The sequence below is a fragment of the Streptomyces sp. NPDC037410 genome (genome assembly GCF_055602235.1).
Genome location: NZ_JBVJWR010000015.1, coordinates 1 through 22920, shown reverse-complemented (window position 1 = coordinate 22920; position 22920 = coordinate 1). Strand labels below are relative to the sequence as shown.

At 70.7% G+C, this 22920-nt stretch carries 21 protein-coding genes and 1 pseudogene; 20 read left to right on the top strand and 2 right to left on the bottom strand.

Annotation, left to right across the window (positions count from 1 at the left end; genetic code table 11):
• Positions 1 to 10 precede the first annotated feature (10 nt).
• Positions 11 to 898 carry a tRNA (adenine-N1)-methyltransferase gene (locus ACZ7HT_RS24145; RefSeq protein WP_015032448.1) on the top strand — a complete coding sequence of 296 codons (888 nt, stop codon included), beginning with the start codon at positions 11 to 13 and terminating at the stop codon, positions 896 to 898.
• 549 nt (positions 899 to 1447) lie between these two features.
• Positions 1448 to 2014: a hypothetical protein gene (locus ACZ7HT_RS24140; protein ID WP_471169397.1), complete on the top strand. Its 567-nt coding sequence runs from the start codon at positions 1448 to 1450 to the stop codon at positions 2012 to 2014.
• A gap of 17 nt (positions 2015 to 2031) precedes the next feature.
• On the opposite strand, the gene ACZ7HT_RS24135 is transcribed toward ACZ7HT_RS24140, so the two are convergent.
• Positions 2032 to 2343, bottom strand: a complete 312-nt coding sequence (locus ACZ7HT_RS24135) for a ferredoxin (protein WP_471169394.1) — start codon at positions 2341 to 2343, stop codon at positions 2032 to 2034.
• Positions 2344 to 2583: 240 nt separating this feature from the next.
• Here ACZ7HT_RS24135 and arc point away from each other — a divergent pair, with 240 nt between their 5' ends.
• The 5 genes from arc (at position 2584) to prcA (ending at position 8221) form a co-directional block, all read left to right on the top strand.
• Positions 2584 to 4350 carry a proteasome ATPase gene (gene arc / locus ACZ7HT_RS24130; protein ID WP_471169392.1) on the top strand — a complete coding sequence of 589 codons (1767 nt, stop codon included), beginning with the start codon at positions 2584 to 2586 and terminating at the stop codon, positions 4348 to 4350.
• Between the two features lie 181 nt (positions 4351 to 4531).
• Positions 4532 to 6043 (top strand): depupylase/deamidase Dop, encoded by a 1512-nt coding sequence (gene dop / locus ACZ7HT_RS24125; protein ID WP_471169389.1) that lies wholly within the window; start codon positions 4532 to 4534, stop codon positions 6041 to 6043.
• A 160-nt stretch (positions 6044 to 6203) separates the two neighbouring features.
• On the top strand, positions 6204 to 6416 hold the full coding sequence (locus ACZ7HT_RS24120; RefSeq protein WP_015032443.1) for a ubiquitin-like protein Pup: 213 nt from the start codon (positions 6204 to 6206) through the stop codon (positions 6414 to 6416).
• Positions 6417 to 6576: 160 nt separating this feature from the next.
• Positions 6577 to 7416, top strand: coding sequence for a proteasome subunit beta (gene prcB / locus ACZ7HT_RS24115; protein WP_471169386.1), 840 nt, complete (start codon positions 6577 to 6579; stop codon positions 7414 to 7416).
• 52 nt (positions 7417 to 7468) lie between these two features.
• Positions 7469 to 8221 (top strand): proteasome subunit alpha, encoded by a 753-nt coding sequence (gene prcA, locus ACZ7HT_RS24110; protein WP_471169384.1) that lies wholly within the window; start codon positions 7469 to 7471, stop codon positions 8219 to 8221.
• A 107-nt stretch (positions 8222 to 8328) separates the two neighbouring features.
• On the opposite strand, the gene ACZ7HT_RS24105 is transcribed toward prcA, so the two are convergent.
• Entirely contained in the window at positions 8329 to 9348 is a 1020-nt protein-coding gene (locus ACZ7HT_RS24105) for a LacI family DNA-binding transcriptional regulator (RefSeq protein ID WP_471169835.1), read from the bottom strand.
• Between the two features lie 134 nt (positions 9349 to 9482).
• On the opposite strand from ACZ7HT_RS24105, the gene ACZ7HT_RS24100 reads away from it, so the two are divergent.
• From ACZ7HT_RS24100 to ACZ7HT_RS24040, 13 genes and pseudogenes are all read left to right on the top strand, one after another.
• On the top strand, positions 9483 to 10763 hold the full coding sequence (locus ACZ7HT_RS24100) for an MFS transporter (protein ID WP_471169382.1): 1281 nt from the start codon (positions 9483 to 9485) through the stop codon (positions 10761 to 10763).
• A 69-nt stretch (positions 10764 to 10832) separates the two neighbouring features.
• Positions 10833 to 12194: a Pup--protein ligase gene (gene pafA / locus ACZ7HT_RS24095; protein WP_116161892.1), complete on the top strand. Its 1362-nt coding sequence runs from the start codon at positions 10833 to 10835 to the stop codon at positions 12192 to 12194.
• A 117-nt stretch (positions 12195 to 12311) separates the two neighbouring features.
• Positions 12312 to 13250: an FKBP-type peptidyl-prolyl cis-trans isomerase gene (locus ACZ7HT_RS24090; protein ID WP_471169380.1), complete on the top strand. Its 939-nt coding sequence runs from the start codon at positions 12312 to 12314 to the stop codon at positions 13248 to 13250.
• 58 nt (positions 13251 to 13308) lie between these two features.
• The gene (locus tag ACZ7HT_RS24085) at positions 13309 to 13686 is read left to right on the top strand and encodes an FKBP-type peptidyl-prolyl cis-trans isomerase (RefSeq protein ID WP_471169378.1); all 378 of its coding nucleotides are present in this window, start codon (positions 13309 to 13311) and stop codon (positions 13684 to 13686) included.
• A gap of 129 nt (positions 13687 to 13815) precedes the next feature.
• Positions 13816 to 14772 (top strand): helix-turn-helix transcriptional regulator, encoded by a 957-nt coding sequence (locus ACZ7HT_RS24080; protein WP_471169375.1) that lies wholly within the window; start codon positions 13816 to 13818, stop codon positions 14770 to 14772.
• A gap of 16 nt (positions 14773 to 14788) precedes the next feature.
• Complete coding sequence (locus ACZ7HT_RS24075) at positions 14789 to 15742, top strand: helix-turn-helix transcriptional regulator (RefSeq protein ID WP_471169372.1); 954 nt, start codon at positions 14789 to 14791, stop codon at positions 15740 to 15742.
• 263 nt (positions 15743 to 16005) lie between these two features.
• Complete coding sequence (locus ACZ7HT_RS24070) at positions 16006 to 16269, top strand: CpXC domain-containing protein (protein ID WP_041128370.1); 264 nt, start codon at positions 16006 to 16008, stop codon at positions 16267 to 16269.
• Between the two features lie 35 nt (positions 16270 to 16304).
• On the top strand, positions 16305 to 16502 hold the full coding sequence (locus ACZ7HT_RS24065; protein ID WP_471169369.1) for a hypothetical protein: 198 nt from the start codon (positions 16305 to 16307) through the stop codon (positions 16500 to 16502).
• A 185-nt stretch (positions 16503 to 16687) separates the two neighbouring features.
• Complete coding sequence (gene tatA / locus ACZ7HT_RS24060) at positions 16688 to 16975, top strand: Sec-independent protein translocase subunit TatA (protein ID WP_389015565.1); 288 nt, start codon at positions 16688 to 16690, stop codon at positions 16973 to 16975.
• Positions 16976 to 17080: 105 nt separating this feature from the next.
• Positions 17081 to 17980, top strand: coding sequence for a twin-arginine translocase subunit TatC (gene tatC / locus ACZ7HT_RS24055; RefSeq protein ID WP_471169832.1), 900 nt, complete (start codon positions 17081 to 17083; stop codon positions 17978 to 17980).
• A gap of 221 nt (positions 17981 to 18201) precedes the next feature.
• Positions 18202 to 21030, top strand: a complete 2829-nt coding sequence (locus ACZ7HT_RS24050; RefSeq protein WP_471169364.1) for a DEAD/DEAH box helicase — start codon at positions 18202 to 18204, stop codon at positions 21028 to 21030.
• A gap of 165 nt (positions 21031 to 21195) precedes the next feature.
• Positions 21196 to 22611 (top strand): cytochrome P450, encoded by a 1416-nt coding sequence (locus ACZ7HT_RS24045; protein WP_471169362.1) that lies wholly within the window; start codon positions 21196 to 21198, stop codon positions 22609 to 22611.
• A gap of 25 nt (positions 22612 to 22636) precedes the next feature.
• Positions 22637 to 22920 (top strand): annotated as a pseudogene (locus ACZ7HT_RS24040) (SAM-dependent methyltransferase); the annotation flags it as partial.

Sequence of the window (22920 nt, the reverse complement as noted above, 5' to 3'; positions counted from 1 at the left end):
CTCTGGTCACATGTCCGAACCGACCGGTGCCGCCCGCCGACGCGGGCCCTTCAAGGTCGGGGACCAGGTTCAGCTGACCGACCCCAAGGGCCGTCACTACACGTTCACGCTCGAAGAGGGAAAGAACTTCCACACCCACAAGGGTTCTTTCCCGCACGACGAACTGATCGGCGCCCCCGAGGGCAGCGTTGTCCGTACCACCGGAAACGTCGCCTACCTCGCGCTGCGCCCCCTGCTCCCCGACTACGTCCTGTCCATGCCCCGCGGCGCAGCCGTGGTCTACCCCAAGGACGCGGGGCAGATCCTGGCCTTCGCCGACATCTTCCCCGGCGCCCGCGTCGTGGAAGCGGGAGTGGGCTCGGGATCGCTGAGCAGCTTCCTCCTGCGCGCCATCGGAGACAGCGGCATGCTGCACTCCTACGAGCGCCGCGAGGACTTCGCCGAGATCGCGAAGGGCAACGTCGAGCGCTACTTCGGCGGCCCCCACCCCGCGTGGCAGCTGACCGTCGGCGACCTCCAGGACAACCTGTCCGACACCGACGTCGACCGCGTCATCCTGGACATGCTCGCCCCCTGGGAGTGCCTGGAGGCCGTCTCCAAGGCCCTCGTCCCCGGCGGTATCCTCTGCTGCTACGTGGCGACCACCACCCAGCTGGCCCGCACCGTGGAGTCCATCCGCGAGTTCGGCTGCTACGCCGAGCCGCAGCCCTGGGAGTCCATGATCCGCAACTGGCACGTCGAGGGCCTCGCCGTCCGCCCCGATCACCGCATGATCGGCCACACCGGCTTCCTCGTCACCGCCCGTCGCCTCGCGGACGGGGTCGAGCCCCCGATGCGCCGCCGCCGCCCCGCCAAGGGCGCCTACGGCGAGGACTACGAGGGCCCCAACAAGGGCTGACGTCCCGACATCCCGACCACGCCGCCGCCGAGTTCCCCGCCCACGCGGAAGAACTCGACGGCGGCGTCCTCATGTTCGCCCCGACGCCGGCAGTGAGCGCCGCTGTCGGCCTGCCACGATGCCGGCCGCGTGCCGGCTGCCGTCGGTCCGCCGTGGTGTCTGCCGTGTGTTCGGCCGCTGTCGGTCGGCCGCGATGCCCGCCGTGTGCCGGCCGCTGTCGGTCCGCCGCGGTGTCTGCCGTGTGTTCGGCCGCTGTCGGTCGGCCGCCGGGTCCCGGTGTGTTCGGCCGGCATCGGTCCGCCGCGGTGTCTGCCGTGTGTTCGGCCGCCGTCGGTCCGCCGTGATGTCCGCCCCCTGCCGGACGGTGCCGGTCCGCCGCCGGATCCGCCGTGCGCAGGCCGCCGCCGGCCGCCGCCGTCGGTTCGTGGCCTTCTGTCCGCCGGCCTCCAAGACCGGTCGACCCAGGCCCACCCCAGCTGTTCCGTCCCCCTGTGACGTGTGGCACGATGCCGGGAACCCCGCCGCACCACCCCACAGGAGACGTCTCGCGTGCAGCACTCCGCCGCCCCGGACCTCGCGGACCTCGCCCACACCCACGCCCGGACGGCCCACTGGCTGGCCACCGCCACCGCGACCGCCGCGGTCGTCGCCCTCGCCGGACTGCTCCAGCCCGGCCCCGCCTCCGCGGGCGCCGCCCCGCGCCCGGCACCCGCCCCTGACGCCGCCGCAGCCGACTACCCCCTGGAATGCGGCGGAGCCCGCCACACGGTCGCGAAGCGGGCCTCCGGAGACCTCGACGGCGACGGGAACCCCGAGACCGTCGCGGTCGTGCACTGCGAAGCCGGCTCCGGCACCCCGCCGAGCGCCGTCTACGTCCTCACCCGCGGCAAGGGCGGCGGCACCCCCGCGCGCGTGGTCGCCACCCTCGTCGCACCCGAGCAGCACCGGAACGTCACCGCCCTCTCCGTACGCGACGGAGCCGTACGCGCCACCCTGCTCGGCTACTCGTCCCCCGACGTCCCCAGCTGCTGCCCCGACGAGAAGGAGCAGGCCAGCTGGCGCTGGCAGGGCGGCGCCTTCGTCCGCGGCGACGGGACCGACGCGCTCGGCGCCTGAGACAGGCGCCCGGTCCGCTACTCGGCGTCGGGGCCGTACACCTCGACCCGGTCCGAGACCCGGCGCACATGGATGCAGTCCCCCGGGCACTCCTTCGCGGAGTCCACCACGTCCTGGAGCAGCGGCAGCGGCACCCGCGTGGTGGCCCCCGCGTCCTGGAGGAGCTCGTCGTCCGCGCTCTTCACATAAGCGAGCCCGTCGATGTCGAGCTCGAAGACCTCGGGAGCGTACTGCACGCAGATCCCGTCCCCGGTGCACAGGTCCTGGTCGATCCAGACTTCCAGCGCCTCCTCGGCGCCCGCCGCCGGGGCCTCGTGCTGCACGGTCATATCTCCTGCCGTTTCTGCTTCGCGCGATAAGTCGGGCCACCCCTGACGGGTGTTGACCCATGACGACGATACAACCGCCCGCTTTCAAGCGGTGAAGGGTGGGTATTCCCCTGGCGAGAGGGGAAGCGCAAGGGTGAAGATCGGACATACCCCGGAGTCTTTTTGATCTAGGGGTTTCAATCACCACCCACGCAGGTAGGGTCAGGAAGCGTCCAGCTCCCCTTGGAGGAGGTGAGGACCGTGGCAGCCCACGACGACGACATCAACCGCGGCATCCGGCCGGGGCGGGGGTCTGAAGACCCCGCCGGTCAGGTTGCCTATCTCGAGCAGGAAATCGCCGTCCTGCGCCGCAAGCTCGCCGACTCTCCGCGCCACACGAGGATTCTCGAAGAGCGGATCGTCGAGCTGCAGACCAACCTGGCCGGCGTGTCCGCGCAGAACGAACGACTCGCGAACACGCTCCGTGAGGCCCGCGACCAGATCGTGGCCCTCAAGGAGGAGGTCGACCGGCTCGCCCAGCCGCCGGCCGGCTTCGGTGTCTTCCTGCAGGCCAACGAGGACGGCACATGCGACATCTTCACCGGGGGCCGCAAGCTCCGGGTGAACGTCAGCCCGAGCATCGAGCTCGAAGAGCTCAGGCGCGGCCAGGAAGTCATGCTCAACGAAGCGCTCAACGTGGTCGAGGCCATGGAGTTCGAGCGCGCCGGGGACATCGTCACCCTCAAGGAGATCCTCGAGGACGGCGAGCGCGCCCTGGTGGTGGGGCACACCGACGAGGAGCGGGTGGTGAGGCTCGCCGAGCCTCTGCTGGACGTCACCATCCGCGCCGGCGACGCCCTGCTGCTCGACTCCAGGTCCGGCTACGTCTACGAGGTCGTCCCCAAGAGCGAGGTCGAAGAGCTCGTTCTGGAAGAGGTCCCGGACGTCGACTACGACAAGATCGGCGGTCTGGGCAACCAGATCGAACTGATCCGCGACGCGGTCGAGCTCCCGTACCTCTACCCGGACCTCTTCAAGGAGCACGAACTGCGGCCGCCCAAGGGCATCCTGCTCTACGGCCCGCCCGGCTGCGGCAAGACGCTGATCGCGAAGGCCGTGGCCAACTCACTGGCCAAGAAGGTCGCCGAGGTGACCGGCCAGCCCGCGGGGAAGTCCTACTTCCTCAACATCAAGGGCCCCGAGCTCCTCAACAAGTACGTCGGAGAGACCGAGCGGCACATCCGCCTCGTCTTCCAGCGTGCCCGGGAGAAGGCGAGCGAGGGCACCCCCGTCATCGTCTTCTTCGACGAGATGGAATCCCTCTTCCGCACCCGCGGCTCCGGTGTCAGCTCGGACGTGGAGAACACCATCGTCCCGCAGCTGCTCGCCGAGATCGACGGCGTGGAAGGCCTGGAGAACGTCATCGTCATCGGCGCCTCCAACCGCGAGGACATGATCGACCCCGCGATCCTGCGGCCCGGCCGGCTCGACGTCAAGATCAAGATCGAGCGTCCGGACGCGGAGGCCGCGAAGGACATCTTCGCGAAGTACCTCACGGAGACCCTCCCGCTCCACGCGGACGACATCTCCGAGCACAGCGGGTCGAAGGCCGCCGCCGCCCACGGCATGATCCAGTCGGTCGTCGAGCAGATGTACGCGGAATCCGAGGAGAACCGCTTCCTCGAAGTCACGTACGCCAACGGCGACAAGGAAGTCCTGTACTTCAAGGACTTCAACTCCGGCGCGATGATCCAGAACATCGTCGACCGGGCCAAGAAGATGGCCATCAAGGCCTTCCTCGACCACAACCAGAAGGGCATCCGGGTCTCCCACCTCCTCCAGGCCTGCGTGGACGAGTTCAAGGAGAACGAGGACCTGCCCAACACCACCAACCCCGACGACTGGGCCCGGATCTCCGGAAAGAAGGGCGAGCGGATCGTCTTCATCCGCACGCTCGTCACCGGAAAGCAGGGCGCGGACACCGGACGCTCCATCGACACGGTGGCCAATACCGGTCAGTACCTGTAAAACGCCCACCGGCTGCGGATGTCCGGAAACCGGGCATCCGCAGCCGACGCATTCCATCCAGCATTTCCCCCGGCATCACAGGGAAATACCGCAACGATCTCCCCACCAGCGCGGAGCCGTTCTAGGCTCATCGGTACCGCCGAGTCGCGCACAGTGAGCGCCGCCGGGCAAGGAGGGCCGCATGACCGTACGGCGAGTAATGGGCATCGAGACGGAGTACGGGATCTCCGTCCCCGGACACCCGAACGCCAATGCCATGCTCACCTCGTCCCAGATCGTCAACGCCTACGCGGCGGCGATGCACCGGGCGCGCCGCGCCCGCTGGGACTTCGAGGAGGAGAACCCGCTGCGGGACGCCCGCGGCTTCGACCTCGCCCGCGAGGCCGCCGACTCCAGCCAGCTCACCGACGAGGACATCGGCCTGGCGAACGTGATCCTCACCAACGGGGCCCGCCTCTACGTGGACCACGCCCACCCCGAGTACAGCGCGCCCGAGGTCACCAATCCGCGCGACGCGGTCCTCTGGGACAAGGCCGGCGAGCGGATCATGGCCGAGGCGGCCGAGCGCGCCGCCCAGCTCCCCGGGGCGCAGCCCATCCACCTCTACAAGAACAACACCGACAACAAGGGCGCCTCCTACGGCACGCACGAGAACTACCTGATGAAGCGGGAGACCCCCTTCTCGGACATCGTGCGCCACCTCACCCCCTTCTTCGTCTCCCGCCAGGTCGTCACCGGCGCGGGACGGGTCGGCATCGGCCAGGACGGCCGGGAGAACGGCTTCCAGCTCAGCCAGCGCGCCGACTACTTCGAGGTCGAGGTGGGCCTGGAGACCACCCTCAAGCGGCCCATCATCAACACCCGGGACGAGCCGCACGCCGACGCCGAGAAGTACCGCCGCCTGCACGTGATCATCGGCGACGCGAACCTCTCGGAGATCTCCACGTACCTCAAGCTGGGCACCACCGCCCTCGTCCTCTCCATGATCGAGGACGGCTTCATCACCGTCGACCTCGCCGTCGACCAGCCGGTCCGCACCCTGCACCACGTCTCCCACGACCCGACGCTCCAGCACCTGATCACGCTGCGCAGCGGCCGGACACTCACCGCGGTCCAGCTCCAGATGGAGTACTTCGAGCTGGCCAGGAAGTACGTGGAGGAGCGGTACGGCTCGGACGCGGACGAGCAGACCATGGACGTCCTCACGCGCTGGGAGGACACCCTGGGCCGGCTGGAGACCGACCCGATGAGCCTCTCCGGCGAGCTGGACTGGGTCGCCAAGCGGGAGCTCATGGAGGGCTACCGGCGCCGCGACGGCCTGGACTGGGACGCGGCCCGGCTGCACCTGGTGGACCTCCAGTACGCGGACGTACGCCCCGAGAAGGGCCTCTACAACCGCCTGGTGGCCCGCGGGCGGATGAAGCGGCTGCTGGACGAGACCGAGGTGGAGCGGGCCGAGACGGCGCCTCCGGAGGACACCAGGGCCTACTTCCGGGGCCGCTGCCTGGAGCAGTACGCCGACGACGTCGCCGCGGCCTCCTGGGATTCGGTGATCTTCGACCTGCCGGGCCGGGACTCCCTGCAGCGCGTCCCGACCCTGGAGCCGCTGCGCGGCACGAAGGCCCATGTGAAATCGCTCCTGGACCGCTGCCGTACGGCGGAGGAACTGGTGCGGGTCCTCTCGGGCGGCTGAAACAGCCGCCCGGCACGGGCCTGAAATACCCGGGCACTGGGAATCATGGAATCAGTGCCCGGGCGTTGTGGAAACTGCGGGGCCGAAGTCGGACCCGACCTATAGGGTCTGATCTTGTACGGACTCAACCGAGCGGGCCGATTCGAGCGGGGTGAGGGATATGGCGACCAAGGACACCGGCGGCGGACAGCAGAAGGCGACGCGATCCACGGAGGAGGTCGAGGAGACCACCACCGAGGCGAGCTCCGACCTCAAGGAACGCCAGGAGAAGCTGAGCGACGACGTGGACTCCGTCCTGGACGAGATCGACGACGTGCTCGAGGAGAACGCCGAGGACTTCGTCCGAAGCTTCGTTCAGAAGGGCGGCGAGTAGCCGCCCCACGCGCCTGTCGTCCTCCGTCCCCGGAACCCTGGTGAAAGCCGTGGGTCCGGGGACGGATGACAAGCGGTGGCACGGGTAAGGTCCGTGCACAGCATCCAAGATCAGCCGGTGCTTCCCACGACCGGCCGACTGTCCCACCGGAAGGAATCGCGTGGAAGCCAACCCTCGAAGCACCGGGCGTCTGCCGGCGGCCTTCCTGACGCCGGGCTCGTCCTCGTTCATGGACTTCCTGGCCGATCACTCGCCGGACCTGCTCCCGGGGAACCGGAAGCTGCCCGAGGGGATCGTCGAGGCCCCGCACGGCACCACCATCGTGGCCGCCACGTTCCCCGGCGGGGTCGTGCTCGCCGGTGACCGGCGGGCGACCATGGGGAACATGATCGCGCAGCGGGACATCGAGAAGGTGTTCCCGGCCGACGAGTACTCGGCCGTCGGCATCGCCGGCACCGCCGGTCTCGCCGTGGAGATGGTCAAGCTGTTCCAGCTGGAGCTGGAGCACTTCGAGAAGGTGGAGGGCGCGACGCTCTCCCTGGAGGGCAAGGCGAACCGTCTCTCCACCATGATCCGGGGCAACCTGGGCATGGCCATGCAGGGGCTCGCCGTCGTCCCGCTCTTCGCGGGCTGGGACGAGGGCAAGGAGAAGGGCCGGATCTTCTCGTACGACGTGACCGGCGGCCGCTCCGAGGAGCACGGCTTCGCCGCCACCGGCTCCGGCTCGATCTTCGCGCGCGGCTCGATGAAGAAGCTGTACCGCGCCGACCTCACCGAGGAGCAGGCCACCACACTGGTGGTGCAGGCGCTGTACGACGCGGCGGACGACGACTCGGCGACCGGTGGTCCCGACATGGCCCGCCGGATCTTCCCGATCGTCACCGTCATCACCGAAGAGGGCTTCCGCAGGCTCACCGAGGCGGAGTCCTCCGGGCTGGCCCGATCGGTCACCGAGCGGCGTCTGGAGCAGCCCGACGGGCCGCGCGCCGCCCTGCTCTGACCGCTCGTCGCCCGTAGAAGCCCTTCAGACCGGAAGAAAGGGACGGTAGCCGGTGTCCACGCCGTTCTATGTCTCACCCCAGCAGGCCATGGCCGACCGGGCCGAGTACGCCCGCAAGGGCATCGCCCGCGGCCGCAGCCTGGTCGTCCTCCAGTACACCGACGGCATCGTCTTCGTCGGTGAGAACCCGTCCCGTGCCCTGCACAAGTTCAGCGAGATCTACGACCGGATCGGCTTCGCGGCCGCCGGCAAGTACAACGAGTACGAGAACCTCCGCATCGGCGGCGTGCGCTACGCCGACCTCCGGGGCTACACCTACGACCGGGACGACGTCACCGCGCGCGGCCTGGCCAACGTCTACGCCCAGACCCTGGGCACGATCTTCTCCAGCGCGGGGGAGAAGCCGTACGAGGTGGAGCTCGTCGTCGCCGAGGTCGGCGCCGAGCCGGAGGGTGACCAGATCTACCGGCTGCCGCACGACGGCTCGATCGTGGACGAGCACGGCTCGGTCGCGGTCGGCGGGAACGCGGAGCAGATCAGCTCCTTCCTGGACCAGCGGCACCGGGACGGCATGTCCCTCGCCGAGGCCCTGAAGCTGGCCGTGCAGGCCCTGTCGCGGGACACCAACGGCACCGAGCGGGAGATCCCCGCGGAGCGGCTCGAGGTGGCGGTCCTGGACCGCACGCGTCCGCAGCAGCGCAAGTTCAAGCGGATCGTCGGCCGTCAGCTGTCGCGCCTCCTGGAGGCGGACAACGCGGCGGCGGCGAAGACGGACGAGCCTTCGGACGAGGCTCCCGAGGAGTAGCCCGAGGAGTAGTCGGCCGTACCCGAAGGGCCCCGGTCCGCGCGCAAGCGGCCCGGGGCCCTTCGGCGTACCCGGGCTCGGGCGCGGACCGTTCGGCGTGGCGCCCGTCAGGCGGCCGGTGCGGGGCCCGTGGAGCCGCGGGGGATGAGGTCCACGGGCAGGGTGACCGGCGGGGCCGGTTCGCCCGCGAGGACGGCGAGGAGCGCCTCCATGCCCCGTCGGCCGAACTCCTCGGCGGGCAGTCGGACCGTGGTGAGTTCGGGTTCGACCGCGGTGGCCAGGGCCATGTCGTCGAAGCCGGTGACCGAGAGGTCGTCCGGGACGCGCAGTCCGAGGCGGTGCGCGGCCTTGGCGACGCCGACGGCGAGGATGTCGTCGTCGCAGATCACCGCGGTGGGGTGCGGGCCGGGGGCGGCGAGGGCGAGGTGGGCGGACTCCCGCGCGTCGGCGACGTTCAGTGGCGCACGCACGGTGCGCAGCTCCGTCCCCCGCAGGGCGTCGGCGAGGGCGGCCGCGCGGACGTCGAAGGTCCAGGACGGGACCGCGGACGCCAGGTGCAGGAAGCGGCGGTGGCCCAGGTCGAGCAGGTGCCGGGTGACCCGTCGCATGCCGTCGGCGACGTCGAGGTTCACGTGGGCGGCGGCGCCGGTGTCGGCCGGGTCGCTGTCGAGCATGACGAGGGGCAGGTTCGTGCCCCGGAAGGCCTTGAGGGCGTCGGCGGCCATGGAGGAGGCGATGACGCCGTCCAGGGCGGCCTGGGCCGAGGCGAAGGGGTCGCGGGCGGGGCCGACGCCGTCGGGGGAGGGGTAGAGGACGACGCCGAAGCCGTGGCGTGCCGCGACGGCGGCGGCGCCGGTGTAGACGTGGGCGAAGAACTCGTTGGTGAGCGCGGGGACGACGAGCAGCGCCGTACGGGTGCGGCCGAGGCGGAGGTTGCGGGCGGCGAGGTTGGGCCGGTAGCCGAGCTCGTCGGCGGCGTGGCGGACGGACTCGGCGGTGCGCTCGGAGACGCGGCCGCGCCACTTGTCGCCGAGGACGAGGGAGACGGTGGCCTGGGAGACGCCCGCGGCCCGGGCCACGTCCCTGCTGGTCGGGCGGGCGCCGCCGAGGGGTTCGTGGGACTGCACGGGGAGCCTCCGCATGGGACGGTGGTCGGGGGTCGTGGGTGCGGGCTGGACCCGGTTCACGCCGACATGGTACGTATGACCCCGGACGTTATACGTAAAACCTCGGCGCTGTTCCGAGGCGAGGGGAGAACGACATGGCCACCGAGGCCCCCGCGCACGGCGGCTATCTCGACATACTCCGGGCGCCCCACGCGGCCCGGCTGCTCGCCGGGACCCTCGTCGGGCGCCTGCCCAACGGCACAGGGCCCATCGCCATGACGCTGTTCGTCCGGGACCAGGGCGGCAGCTACACCCTGGCCGGCGGCCTGATCGCGGCCTACGGCGTCGCCAACGCCATCGGGCAGCCGCTCCTCGGCCGGGCCGTCGACCTCAAGGGCCAGCCCCGCGTCCAGCTGCCCGCCGCCGTGCTCTCCGCCCTCGGCATGGCCCTGTTCGCCCTCGCCGGCATCGGGAACCTGGCCCTGGCCTACGCCGCCGTCGTGGTCGCCGGGCTCTTCACCCCGCCCCTGGAGGGCGGCCTGCGCGCCCTGTGGCCGAGCGTCCTGGGCCGTGAGGACCGGGTGCACCGGGCGTACGCGCTCGACGCCGTCGCCCAGGAGGTCATGTTCACCGTCGGCCCGCTCCTGGTGACGCTCCTGGTCGCCCTGCGGTCGCCCGCCGCCGCCCTCCTCGTGATCAACGTCCTGGGGATCCTCGGCGCCCTCGCCGTCGTCCTCTCCGAGCCCTCCCGCACCTGGCGCTCCGCCACCCGCGAGGCCCACTGGCTGGGGGCCCTGCGCTCGCCCGGGCTGCTCGCGCTCCTCGGCTCGTTCTTCTTCGTCGGCCTCGCCCTCGGCTCCATCACCGTCGCCGCCGTGGCCTACGCCGACGACCAGGGCAGGCCGTCCGTGTACGGCTGGCTGATGGCCGCCCTGGGCCTCGGCGCCCTGGTCGGCGGTGTCCTCTACGGCGCCCGGCAGTGGGCCGGGGCGCCCGAGCGGCGGCTGAGGGTCCTCGTGGGCCTCCTGGCCGTGTGCTACCTGCCGCTGATGCTGACCCCCGGCCCCGTCGCCATGACCGGCCTCTCGGTGCTCTCCGGGGTCTTCCTGGCCCCGGTCCTCGCCTGCGCCTTCATCGTGGTCGACCGGCACGCCCCGAGCGGCACGGTCACCGAGGCCTTCTCGTGGCTCGTCACCACGTTCGGCGTCGGCGCGGCCCTGGGCTCCGCCGTCGCGGGGCCCGCGGTCGAACTGGCCGGAACGGTGGCCGGGTTCGCCGTGGCCGGCGCGGGCGGTCTCGTCGCGCTGCTCGTCCTGCTGGCCACCGGCCGTGTCCTGGCCGTCCCCGACACGCCCGGCAGCCTCGCCTCCGCCGTGCGACACGCCGACGGAGAGGCGGTCCCCGGCGCCGTACACGCCGAAAAGAACACGCACTGATCGGAAAATGATCGAAACGGGAACGTCCAACCCGGTTTCAGCGCACGCCGTCAGGCGTAATGTTCAGACATGGACCGCCGCATTTTCGGGCTGGAGAACGAGTACGGCGTCACGTGCACGTTCAGGGGACAGCGCCGACTGTCTCCTGACGAAGTGGCGCGCTACCTCTTCCGCCGTGTCGTGTCATGGGGCCGCAGCAGCAATGTCTTCCTGCGGAACGGCGCCCGCCTGTACCTGGACGTGGGTTCGCATCCGGAATACGCCACACCGGAATGCGACAACGTGACCGAACTGGTCACCCACGACAAGGCCGGCGAGCGCATTCTCGAGGGCCTGCTCGTCGACGCCGAACGCCGCCTGCACGAGGAGGGAATCGCGGGCGACGTCTACCTCTTCAAGAACAACACCGACTCGGCCGGAAACTCCTACGGCTGCCACGAGAACTATCTCGTCGCCCGTCACGGTGAGTTCTCCCGGCTCGCGGACATCCTCATTCCGTTCCTCGTGACGCGGCAGCTCATCTGCGGCGCGGGAAAGGTCCTCCAGACCCCGCGCGGCGCGGTCTACTGCGTCTCCCAGCGTGCCGAGCACATCTGGGAGGGCGTCAGCTCCGCCACCACCCGCTCGCGGCCCATCATCAACACCCGGGACGAGCCGCACGCCGACGCCGAGCGCTACCGCCGGCTGCACGTCATCGTCGGCGACTCCAACATGTCCGAGACGACCATGCTGCTCAAGGTCGGCGCCACCGACCTCGTGCTCCGCATGATCGAGGCGGGCACGGTGATGCGCGACCTGACCCTGGAGAACCCGATCCGGGCCATCCGCGAGGTCAGCCACGACATCACCGGCCAGCGCAAGGTCCGCCTCGCCAGCGGCCGCGAGGCCTCCGCCCTCGAGGTCCAGCGCGAGTACTACGAGAAGGCCGTGGACTTCGTCGACCGCCGGGGCATCCGCTCCGGGACGGTCGCCCAGGTCCTGGAGCTGTGGGGCCGTACGCTCGACGCGATCGAGAGCGAGCAGCTCGACCGGATCGAGACCGAGATCGACTGGGTCATGAAGCACCGGCTCATCGAGCGCTACCGGGCCAAGCACAACATGACCATGTCGAACCCGAGGGTCGCGCAGATAGACCTCGCCTACCACGACATCCACCGTCGCCGGGGGCTGTACTACCTGCTGCAGAAGAACGGGCAGGCGGCGCGGATCTGCAACGACTTGAAGATCTTCGAGGGCAAGTCGGTGCCCCCGCAGACCACTCGGGCCCGGTTGCGCGGCGACTTCATCCGCCGCGCGCAGGAGCAGCGGCGGGACTTCACCGTCGACTGGGTCCACCTCAAGCTCAACGACCAGGCGCAGCGCACGGTGTTGTGCAAGGACCCGTTCCGTTCCGTCGACGACCGGGTGGAAAAGCTGATCGCCGGAATGTAGGCCGTTCATTTCAGTCGGCCGAGCCCCGCACGTTCGACGTGCGGGGCTCTCGACGTGACAGGAGGAACGCCTAGAGTGTCGGCACAACTACTGTGCCGTCTGAGATCTGAGGAACACGTGCGCCGACTTGCCGGCCTTCTCGTCGTCCCGCTGCTGCTGCTCTCCACAGCGGCCTGCGGTAGCGACGGGGGCTCCGATTCCGCCTCGATGAAGAACGGACTGCCCGCCATCACGGCGGGGGAGAAGTTCGGGGAGAAGCCGACCCTCGCCAAGGGCGAGGGCGCCCCGCCCAAGGAACTGAAGGTCAACGTCATCAGCGAGGGCAAGGGCGCGGTGACGAAGAAGGGCGATGCCCTCCAGGTGAACTACCTGGGTCAGGCCTGGGACTCCACCACCCCCTTCGACAACAGCTTCGACCGCGGGCAGCCCTTCGACCTCACGCTGGGTGCCGGTGGCGTCATCAAGGGCTGGGACCAGGGCCTGGAGGGCCAGAAGGTCGGCAGCCGCATCGAGATCGGCATCCCGCCGGAGCTCGGTTACGGCGCGGCCGGCTCGCCTCCGGCCATCAAGCCGAACGCCACCCTCGTCTTCGTCGTGGACATCCTGAAGGCCGTGACGATCCCGAAGTCCGCCACGGGCACCCCGGTCGCCCAGGACGACAAGGACCTGCCGAAGGTCGGTACGAACACCGACGGCAAGGCCCCGTCGCTGACGGTCCCGAAGACGGACCCGCCGACCAAGCTCGTCTCGAACTACGTGCTCGAAGCGAACGGCGAGGCCGTCAAGGCCACCGACACGGTCGTCGTGAACTACGTCGCCGCCCTGTGGAAGGACGGCAAGGTCTTCGACTCGACCTACACCACGGGCAAGCCCGCGAACTTCCCGCTCCCGCAGCTCACGCTGAAGGGCCTCAAGGACGGTCTCGTCGGCAAGAAGGTCGGCAGCCGTGTCCTGATCGTCGCCCCGCCGTCGGAGGCCTTCGGCGACCAGGAGAAGCAGGGCATCCCGAAGAACTCCACGCTGGTCTTCGCCGTGGACATCCTGACGAAGATGTAAGACTGTCCCGTTCGCGCGGCCCATCGCCGCGCAGTTCATCGGTTTGAGGAGCAGTTCAGTGAGCATCGAGAAGCCCGAGATCGACTTCCCGGGTGGCGAGCCGCCGAAGGACCTGGAGATCAAGGACCTCTGGGAGGGTGACGGCGAGGTCGCCAAGGCCGGCCAGTTCGTGAAGGTCCACTACGTGGGTGTGGCCTTCTCCACCGGCGAGGAGTTCGACGCCTCCTGGAACCGCGGCGCCCCGCTCGACTTCAAGCTCGGTGTCGGCCAGGTCATCGAAGGCTGGGACAAGGGCGTCCAGGGCATGAAGGTCGGCGGCCGCCGCCAGCTGATCATCCCCGCGGACATGGCGTACGGCGAGCAGGGCGCGGGCAGCGCGATCGCCCCGGGCGAGACGCTGATCTTCGTCTGCGACCTCGTGGCCGTGCAGGGCTGACCTGATCCAGGTTCCTCCGAGGGCCCCCGCCGTTCGCGGCGGGGGCCCTCGGCTTTGGCCCCCGACACCCCGGGGCGGTACGGTCGGACGTCCGAGAAGTGGAACCGGCAAAAGAGGTGCGGGGCGTCGATGGCGATTGCCAAGTCCGAGCGGCTGATGAATCTCGCGCTGTGCCTGCTCGGGACGCGCCGCCCGCTGAGCAAGCGGGAGCTCCGCGGCTCCATCGAGGCCTATATGGAGGCGAGCGGGGACGACGCCTTCAACCGCATGTTCGAGCGGGACAAGGACGACCTCCGCGAGCTCGGCCTCGTCATCGAGACCGTCGAGAACCTGGACGGCGAGACCGGCTACCTCGCGCGCCGCGACTCCAACCGGCTGCCGCCGATCACCCTCGACGCCGAGGAGGCCGCCGCGCTCGGCCTCGCCGCGAAGGTCTGGCAGCAGGCCCGCCTCGCCGGGGCCGCCAGCGGCGCGCTCCAGAAGCTCCGCGCCGCCGGCATGCCCGAGGCCGGGGACTCGTACGACGCCCAGCCAAGCGCCCTCGAGCCGCGCATCCCGGTCCACGAGGCCGCCTTCGAGCCGCTCATGCTGGCCTGCCGGGACCGCCGGCCCGTCGTCTTCGACTACCGCAAGGCCAACGCCGCGCGCCCCGAGACCCGCCACGTCGAGCCCTGGACCCTGGAGTGCTGGCGCGGCCACTGGTACCTGGCCGGCTGGGACCGCGACCGCGGTGCCGAGCGCGTCTTCCGGCTCTCCCGCATCACCGGCAAGGTCCGCTCGCGGGCCGGCGCCTTCACCGCGCCCGTCCCCGACGTCGTGACCGTCCGCGAGACCGTCGAGAGCTGGGCCGGCGAGACCGCCACCCGCTCCGCCCGGATCCGGCTCCGCGCCGGCTGCGGCTACCCGCTGCGGGCCCGCGCCCAGGCCGTGACCGAGGGCGGCGACGGCTGGGACGAGCTGGAGATCCCGTACGGGCACGGGCTCGACGCCTGGCTGGTCGAGTTCGGCCCCGACGTCGTCGTACTGGAACCGGCCGATCTGCGGGCCGATGTGGTGGAGCGGCTGCGCGCCGTGGCCAAGGGCTGAGGGGGAGACGTACCGCATGGCTGCCAACGCGATCGACCAGACGAGGCGGATGCTGTCCCTCGTCACCTATCTCCGTGAGCGCCCCGGCGCCCACGTCGCCGACGTGGCGCGCGCCTTCGGGATCACCGAGGACGAGCTGATCTCCGACCTGGACGTGCTGCCCATGTGCGGCACCAGCTTCCGGGGCGGGGACCTCCTCGACATCGACACCGACGGCGACCGGATCTGGTGGCACAACCCCGACGACGTCGCGGAGCCGCTGCGGCTCGCCGCCGACGAGGCCACCGCGCTGCTCGTCGCCGCCCGGGCCGTCGCCACCCTGCCGGGACTCCGCGAGAGCGACCGGGACGCGCTGCTGCGCGCCACCGCCAAGCTGGAGGCGGCGGCCGGCGAGGCCGCCGGGGCCAGCGCCCGTCTCTCGGTGACCTTCGAGTCCGAGGGCGGGGTCTTCGCCGAGGTCGACCGGGCCATCTCGGAGCGCAGGCGGCTGTGGGTGCGCTACTACTCGCCCGCGCGCGACGAGCTCACCGAGCGCGAGGTCGACCCGATCCGGCTCTTCGCCGTCGGCCACACCTACATGGAGGCGTGGTGCCGGCTCTCCGAGGCACGCCGCACCTTCCGGCTCGACCGGGTCGCGGAGATCCGGATCCTCGACGAGCACGCGGCGCCGCCGGAGCTGGAGCTGCGGGACCTCTCCGAGGGCCTGGTGCAGCCGTCCGCCGACGACCCGGAGGTCGTGGTCGAGGTGGGGCCCGGTGGCCGCTGGGTCGCCGAGTACTACCCGCACGACCGGGCCGAGGAGCTGCAGGAGGGCGGACTGCGGATCACGCTGCGGACGCCGGACCCGGCCTCGTTGCGCCGCCTCGCACTGCGTCTGGGCCGCGACGGGCGGATCGTCGCGCCGGCGGAGCTGGCCGACAGCGCGCGGACGGCCGCGACGGCGGCGCTCGCGGCGTACGAAGGCGTGTGACGGTCGGCGCGTACGCGTACGCGTGGAACCTCACCGCCCACGAGGGCGCGGGGACCACACCACCCCCGAGCATGTGTGGGACGTCACCGTCGATGAGCGAGTGGGGGACGTCACCGCCCACGAGCGTGTGGGGGACGTCACCGCCCATCTGCGCGTGGGGGACCTCACCGCCCACGAGGGCTGTGACCTCGCCGCGTACGACGGCGTGTGACGTTCCCCGCCCGGCGGACGCTGATACTGACGTGATGCCAGAGTCGAGAGAGATGAGGGAGATGTCCGCGATGCACGGTTTTGCGGCGACCATGGCCCCGGTCCTCTTCAAGGCCGCCTGCCCCGACTGCCGCTCGCGCTTCGAACTCTCCGCGAGCTCCCTGCGCCTCGCCATCGGCGCGAGCCGGCGCACCACCTTCTACTCCTTCACCTGCCCGGAGTGCGGCAGCTCCGTCCGCAAGCCCGCCGGCGAGCGCATCGTCGAACTCCTCACCGGCGGCGGCGTCCGCACCCTCCGCCTGCACACCACCGTCTGAACGACCCCCACCTGCCCACGGTCTAGGCTCAGTACATGTTCTGGCCCATGCTCGCCGTCGCTCTCGGCTTCCTCGGCATCGCCGTCCTCGGCGTCCTCGGCGTCAAGGTGTTCCTGGAGGTCCAGCGCCTCGGCCGTCAAGTGGCCCACACCACACAGCGGATCCAGCTGGCCGCCGAAGAGCTCGAAACCGCCGCCGTGGGCCTCGCCCGAACCGGCGAGACACTCCGCTGAGTCCGTGCCGTACGCTGCACGAAGCGGCCCCGGTCACACCCGGTGCGACGCAATCGGGAGTATGCAGGGGCATTGCCCCGCGTTTACTCCTGGGGGTTACGATCGCAGGCAGCGCGGTGGCCGGACGCATGTCCGACCCGCCGGGCACGCACACCCTGTCGCCTCGGTGAAGAAGGTAAACAGCTATGGGTAGGCTCGGCCCCACCGAGATCATTCTCATCCTCGTCGTCGTCATCCTGCTGTTCGGCGCCAAGAAGCTCCCCGACATGGCGCGCTCGCTGGGCAAGTCGGCCCGCATCCTCAAGAGCGAGGCCAAGGCGATGAAGGCGGACGACCAGCAGAGCGCCCCCGCCGACCCGCCGCACGCCGGAACCGGCGCGCAGGAGCCCGCCCCGCGTACCATCCAGGCCGCTCCCGGCGACGTGACGAGCGCGCGTCCCGTGACCGAGCCCTCGGACACCACCAAGCGCTGACCCGGTCCGCCGCGGCCGCCGCACCGTGCGGCGGCCTGCCGCACGAGATGAGGACGTGGGTTGCCCAAGTCTGCCCGCAAGCAGGTCAAGGATCCCGAGGGCCGGATGCCCCTCGTGGAGCACCTGCGTGAACTCCGCAACCGACTGGCGAAGGGTCTCCTCGCCATCGCAGCGGTGACGATCGTGGCCCTCGTGTACAGCGAGGAGCTCATGCAGTTCCTGACGAGATCGGTGCCCACCTGCGCGCCGGGCGTCAACAGCAACGGCGGCAACTGCGCGATCGTCTCCTTCAACACGCTGATGGCCCCCTTCAGCACGACGATCCAGCTGTCCCTCACGGCGGGCCTCGTCGTCGCCAGCCCCGTCTGGCTCTACCAGCTGTGGGCCTTCGTCGCGCCCGGCCTGCACAGGAACGAGAAGAAGTACACGTACGCGTTCGTCGGCGCGGCCGTGCCGCTGTTCGCCGCCGGCGCCTACCTGGCGTACCTCATCCTTCCCGTCAGCGTGAAGGTCCTCATCAGCCTCACGCCCGAGGGCTCCGCGAACATCCTGTCGCTCGGCGACGTCCTCGACTTCACCCTGCGCATGGTGCTCGTCTTCGGCCTCGCCTTCGAGCTCCCGCTCGTCCTGGTGATGCTCAACATCACCGGCGTCCTCTCCGGCCGCCGCATGGCCCGCTGGTGGCGCGGCGTGATCATGGGCGTCTTCATCTTCGGCGCCGTGATCACCCCGACCACCGACCCCGTCGGCATGATGGCCCTGGCCGGACCCATAAGCATCCTGTACTTCGGTGCCGTCGGCTTCTCGCTCCTCAACGACCGGCGGCGCAAGCGCGCCAACCCGGACGCCGGGCTCGACGACGACGAGGCCTCCTCGCTCGACCTCACCCCCGAGGCCGTCGGGGGCGTCGAGCCCGTGACCGCCGCCCGTGCCCTGCCCGAGCAGGCCACCGGGGAGCACGGCGCGAGCGCGCAGCGGCTCAACGGATACGACGACATCACGTGATCGCGTAGACGGCGTCAACCGATCGCGCAAGGGCCCCGGACCCGGTCCGGGGCCCTTCGGCGCACCCGGGGTCCTTCGGTGCATCCTGGAGTCCTCCGGCCCACCCCGGGGCCCTTCGATGCACCCTGGAAGCGCTCGGCGCACCCTGGAACCGGGCCCTCCGCATCCCCTCGATAAAGATCGCGTCACTGTCACAGGGGGCGGGTAGGCTCGACAACAAGATGACAGAGGACCTCACACCAGCCGAGGCGTACGCGGCCGCCCGCGCCCGCAACGCCGAGCAGCGCACTGCACTGGCACCCTTCCGCGAGCTGTACGAGTTCGGTCTGGATCCCTTCCAGATCGAGGCGTGCGAGGCGCTCGAAGCGGGAAAGGGCGTGCTCGTCGCCGCGCCCACGGGCTCCGGCAAGACCATCGTCGGCGAGTTCGCCGTACACCTCGCCCTCACCCAGGGCCGCAAGTGCTTCTACACGACGCCCATCAAGGCGCTGTCGAACCAGAAGTACGCCGACCTCGTCAAGCGGTACGGCGCCGACAAGGTCGGCCTGCTCACCGGTGACAACAGCGTCAACGGCGACGCCCCGATCGTCGTCATGACCACCGAAGTCCTCCGCAACATGCTGTACGCGGGCTCCCAGGCCCTCTCCGGCCTCGGATACGTTGTGATGGACGAGGTCCACTACCTCTCCGACCGCTTCCGCGGCGCCGTCTGGGAGGAAGTGATCATCCACCTCCCCGAGTCCGTCACCCTCGTCTCGCTCTCCGCGACCGTGTCCAACGCCGAGGAGTTCGGCGACTGGCTCGACACGGTGCGCGGCGACACCGAGGTCATCGTCTCGGAGAGCCGCCCCGTACCCCTCTGGCAGCACGTCCTCGCCGGACGCCGGATGTACGACCTCTTCGAGGAGGAGACCGACCACGGCGGCCGTGGCGCGTCCCGGCGCGAGCTCAACCCCGACCTCCTGCGCCTCGCCCGCACCGAGAACACGCGCACGTACAACCCGCGCGACCGGCGGCGCGGCAAGATGGTCCGCGAGGCCGACCGCGAGCGCGAGCGCCGTCAGCGCTCCCGGATCTGGACCCCGGGCCGACCCGAGGTCATCGAGCGCCTCGACGCCGAGGGGCTCCTGCCCGCCATCACCTTCATCTTCAGCCGCGCCGGCTGCGAGGCCGCCGTCCAGCAGTGCCTCTACGCCGGCCTCCGGCTCAACGACGAAGAGGCGCGGGAGCGCGTCCGCGAGATCGTCGAGGCCCGCACGGCCGCGATCCCCACCGAGGACCTCCACGTCCTCGGGTACTACGAGTGGCTCGAAGCCCTGGAGCGGGGCATCGCCGCCCACCACGCCGGCATGCTCCCGACCTTCAAGGAGGTCGTCGAGGAGCTCTTCGTCCGCGGCCTCGTCAAGGCCGTCTTCGCCACCGAGACCCTCGCCCTCGGCATCAACATGCCCGCGCGCACGGTCATCCTGGAGAAGCTCGTCAAGTGGAACGGCGAGCAGCACGCGGACATCACCCCCGGCGAGTACACCCAGCTCACCGGCCGCGCCGGCCGCCGCGGCATCGACGTCGAGGGCCACGCCGTCGTCCTCTGGCAGCGCGGACTCGACCCGGAGCACCTCGCCGGACTCGCCGGCACGCGCACGTACCCCCTGCGCTCCAGCTTCAAGCCCTCGTACAACATGGCGGTCAACCTCGTCGAAGGGTTCGGGCGGCACCGCTCGCGCGAGCTCCTGGAGACGTCCTTCGCGCAGTTCCAGGCCGACCGCTCCGTCGTGGGCATCTCGCGCCAGGTCCAGCGGAACGAGGAGGGACTCCAGGGCTACCGCGAGGGCATGACCTGTCACCTCGGGGACTTCGAGGAGTACGCGCGGCTCCGCCGCGACCTCAAGGACCGCGAGACCGAGCTGGCCCGGCAGGGCGCCGCCCAGCGCCGCGCCCAGGCCGCCGGCTCGCTGGAGAAGCTCAAGCCCGGCGACGTCATCCACGTCCCCACCGGCAAGTTCGCGGGCCTCGCCCTGGTCCTCGACCCAGGCATCCCGGCCGGCCGCACCAACGGCCACCGCGGCTTCGAGCAGCACGACGGACCGCGCCCCCTCGTCCTCACCGCCGAGCGGCAGGTCAAGAGGCTCGCCTCCATCGACTTCCCGGTCCCCGTCGAGGCGCTGGAGCGCATGAGGATCCCCAAGTCCTTCAACCCGCGCTCCCCGCAGTCCCGCCGCGACCTCGCCTCCGCCCTGCGGAGCAAGGCCGGGCACATCAACCCCGAGCGCCACCAGCGGCAGCGCGCCGCCGCGGCCGACGACCGCGAGATCGCCCGGCTGCGCACCGAGATCCGCGCGCACCCCTGCCACGGCTGCGACGAGCGCGAGGACCACGCCCGCTGGGCCGAGCGCTACCACCGCCTCCAGCGCGACACCCAGCAGCTGGAGCGGCGCATCGAGGGCCGCACCAACACCATCGCCCGCACCTTCGACCGGATCGTCGCGCTCCTCACCGAGCTCGACTACCTGCGCGGCGACGAGGTCACCGACAACGGCAAGCGGCTCGCCCGGCTCTACGGCGAGCTCGACCTGCTGGCGAGCGAATGCCTCCGCGACCGCGTCTGGGAGGGCCTCACCCCGGCCGAACTCGCCGCCTGTGTCTCGGCGTTGGTGTTCGAGGCGAGGCAGGCCGACGACGCCGTCGCGCCCAAGCTGCCCACGGGCAACGCCAAGGCGGCGCTCGGCGAGATGGTCCGGATCTGGGGCCGGCTCGACGCCCTCGAAGAGGAGTTCAAGATCAACCAGGCGGAGGGGGTCGGCCAGCGCGAGCCCGACCTCGGCTTCGCCTGGGCCGCCTACCAGTGGGCCTCCGACAAGAGCCTCGACGAGGTGCTCCGCGAGGCGGAGATGCCCGCGGGCGACTTCGTCCGCTGGTGCAAGCAGGTGATCGACGTCCTCGGACAGATCGCCGCGGCGGCGCCCAAGGAGAACAGCACGGTCGCCAAGAACGCCCGCAAGGCCGTGGACGCGCTGCTGCGCGGAGTCGTCGCGTACAGCTCCGTGGGCTGACGGACCGGCGGTCGTCGAAGGGCCCGTGGCATGCGCGCCACGGGCCCTTGGCATGCCGCCGACAGAGGTTGTCCACAGGTCGTCGTCCACAGGGGTGGCATGTGCGGGGCCGTTCCGCTTGCATGGACTCGCAAGCAGGGAAGGTCCGTTGGGGAGGGGACGTACATGACCACGCAAGCAGGTCACTCGCATGCCGGGGCACGGGACGAGGGGCGGTCGACGGGGGAGGAAGCCCCGGCGGAAGCTCCGGTTGTCGTCGAGGGGCCGCGGGGGGTGCCCTTCCTCGGGAACCTGCCGGCCTTCGGCAAGAACCCCCTCGCCTTCTTCGAGGAACTGCGGGGGCGCGGCGACTTCGTCCGCTGGCGCTTCGGCGCCAAGCCCTCGCTCTTCATCGCCGACCCCGACGCGGTCGGCGAGCTCCTCACCGAGGTCGAGCGCACCTTCGACCAGCCCGACCTGGGCATCGCCTTCCGTACCCTCCTCGGCAACGGCGTCATCGTCTCCAAGGGAGCGGACTGGCGGCGCAAGCGGTCCCTGGTGCAGCCCTCCGTCCGCCCCAAGCAGGTCAGGTCGTACGCGGCGACGATGGCCGAGTGCGCGGTCGCGCTCGCCGACCGCTGGACCGACGGGCAGCGGGTCGACATCAAGAAGGAGATGGCCGCCCTCACCCAACTCGTCGCCGTCCGCACCATCTTCGGTGTCGACACGGCGGCCGACGCCGAGGCCATCGGCCGGGCCATGGACATCGCGCAGAAGGAGATCGGGGCCGAGTTCAGCGGCATCGGAGCGGTCCTGCCCGACTGGGTCCCCACCCCCGGCCGCGCCCGGATCAAGCGCGCCACCGCCGTCATCGACGCGGAGGTCGCCCGGGTCGTGTCCCAGCACCGGGACGGCGAGACCGAACGCCCGGACCTGCTCAGCCGCCTGCTCGCGGCCCGGGACGAGACCGGTGCGTCGCTCTCCGACCAGGAGATACGGGACGAGACCGTCACGCTCTACATCGGCGGCCACGAGACGACGAGTTCCACCCTCGTCTGGGCCTGGTACCTGCTCTCCCGCAACCCCCGGGTCCGCGAGGCGCTCACGGAGGAGCTCGACCGGGTCCTCGCCGACCACGAACCCGGCTACGACGACTACGCCTCCCTGACGTACACCCAGGCGGTCATCAAGGAGACGCTCCGCCTCTACCCCACGATCTGGCTGATCACCGGTCTCGCCAAGGAGGGCGCCACCCTCCGCGGCATGCCCGTGCCGGCCGGCACCCGCGTCTGGTCCAGCCAGTGGGCGACCCACCGCGACCCCCGGTGGTACGGCGACGCCGAGGCCTTCCGCCCCGAGCGGTGGATCGGCCAGGACGGCGAACCGGCGGAGGAGATACCCGAATACGCCTGGTTCCCCTTCGGCGGCGGCCCCCGGGTCTGCCTCGGCACCCGCTTCGCCCTCGTCGAGGCGGTCCTCGTCCTCGCGGTCCTGGCCCGCCGCTACCACCTGGACCTCACGTCCGACGAAATCCTCCCGGTCCCCAGCCTCACCCTCCAGCCGGATCGCGAGGTCCTCGCGACGGTCAGCGCGCGGAAGTGAGACGCGGCTGACTTTTCGTCGCGGAATGGCTCAAGATCACGAGAAGTTCGACACCGCGATGACCACCTGGCAGGAATGGCAGGAGGCTCCCTGGGGCCGCCTCCGCTACACGCTCGCCGAGTCGAACCTGATGCGCCACCTCGACGAGGGCCCCGGCGGCGGGCCGCTGCGGATCCTCGACCTCGCGGGCGGCGACGGCGGTGACGCGATGCGGCTAGTGATCTGGTTCGGAGATCCTGTCGCAGTATCGGCAGATGCGGTCGAGGATCTGGTCGGCGGTCTTGGTCCATTTGAAGGGTCGGGCCTGGT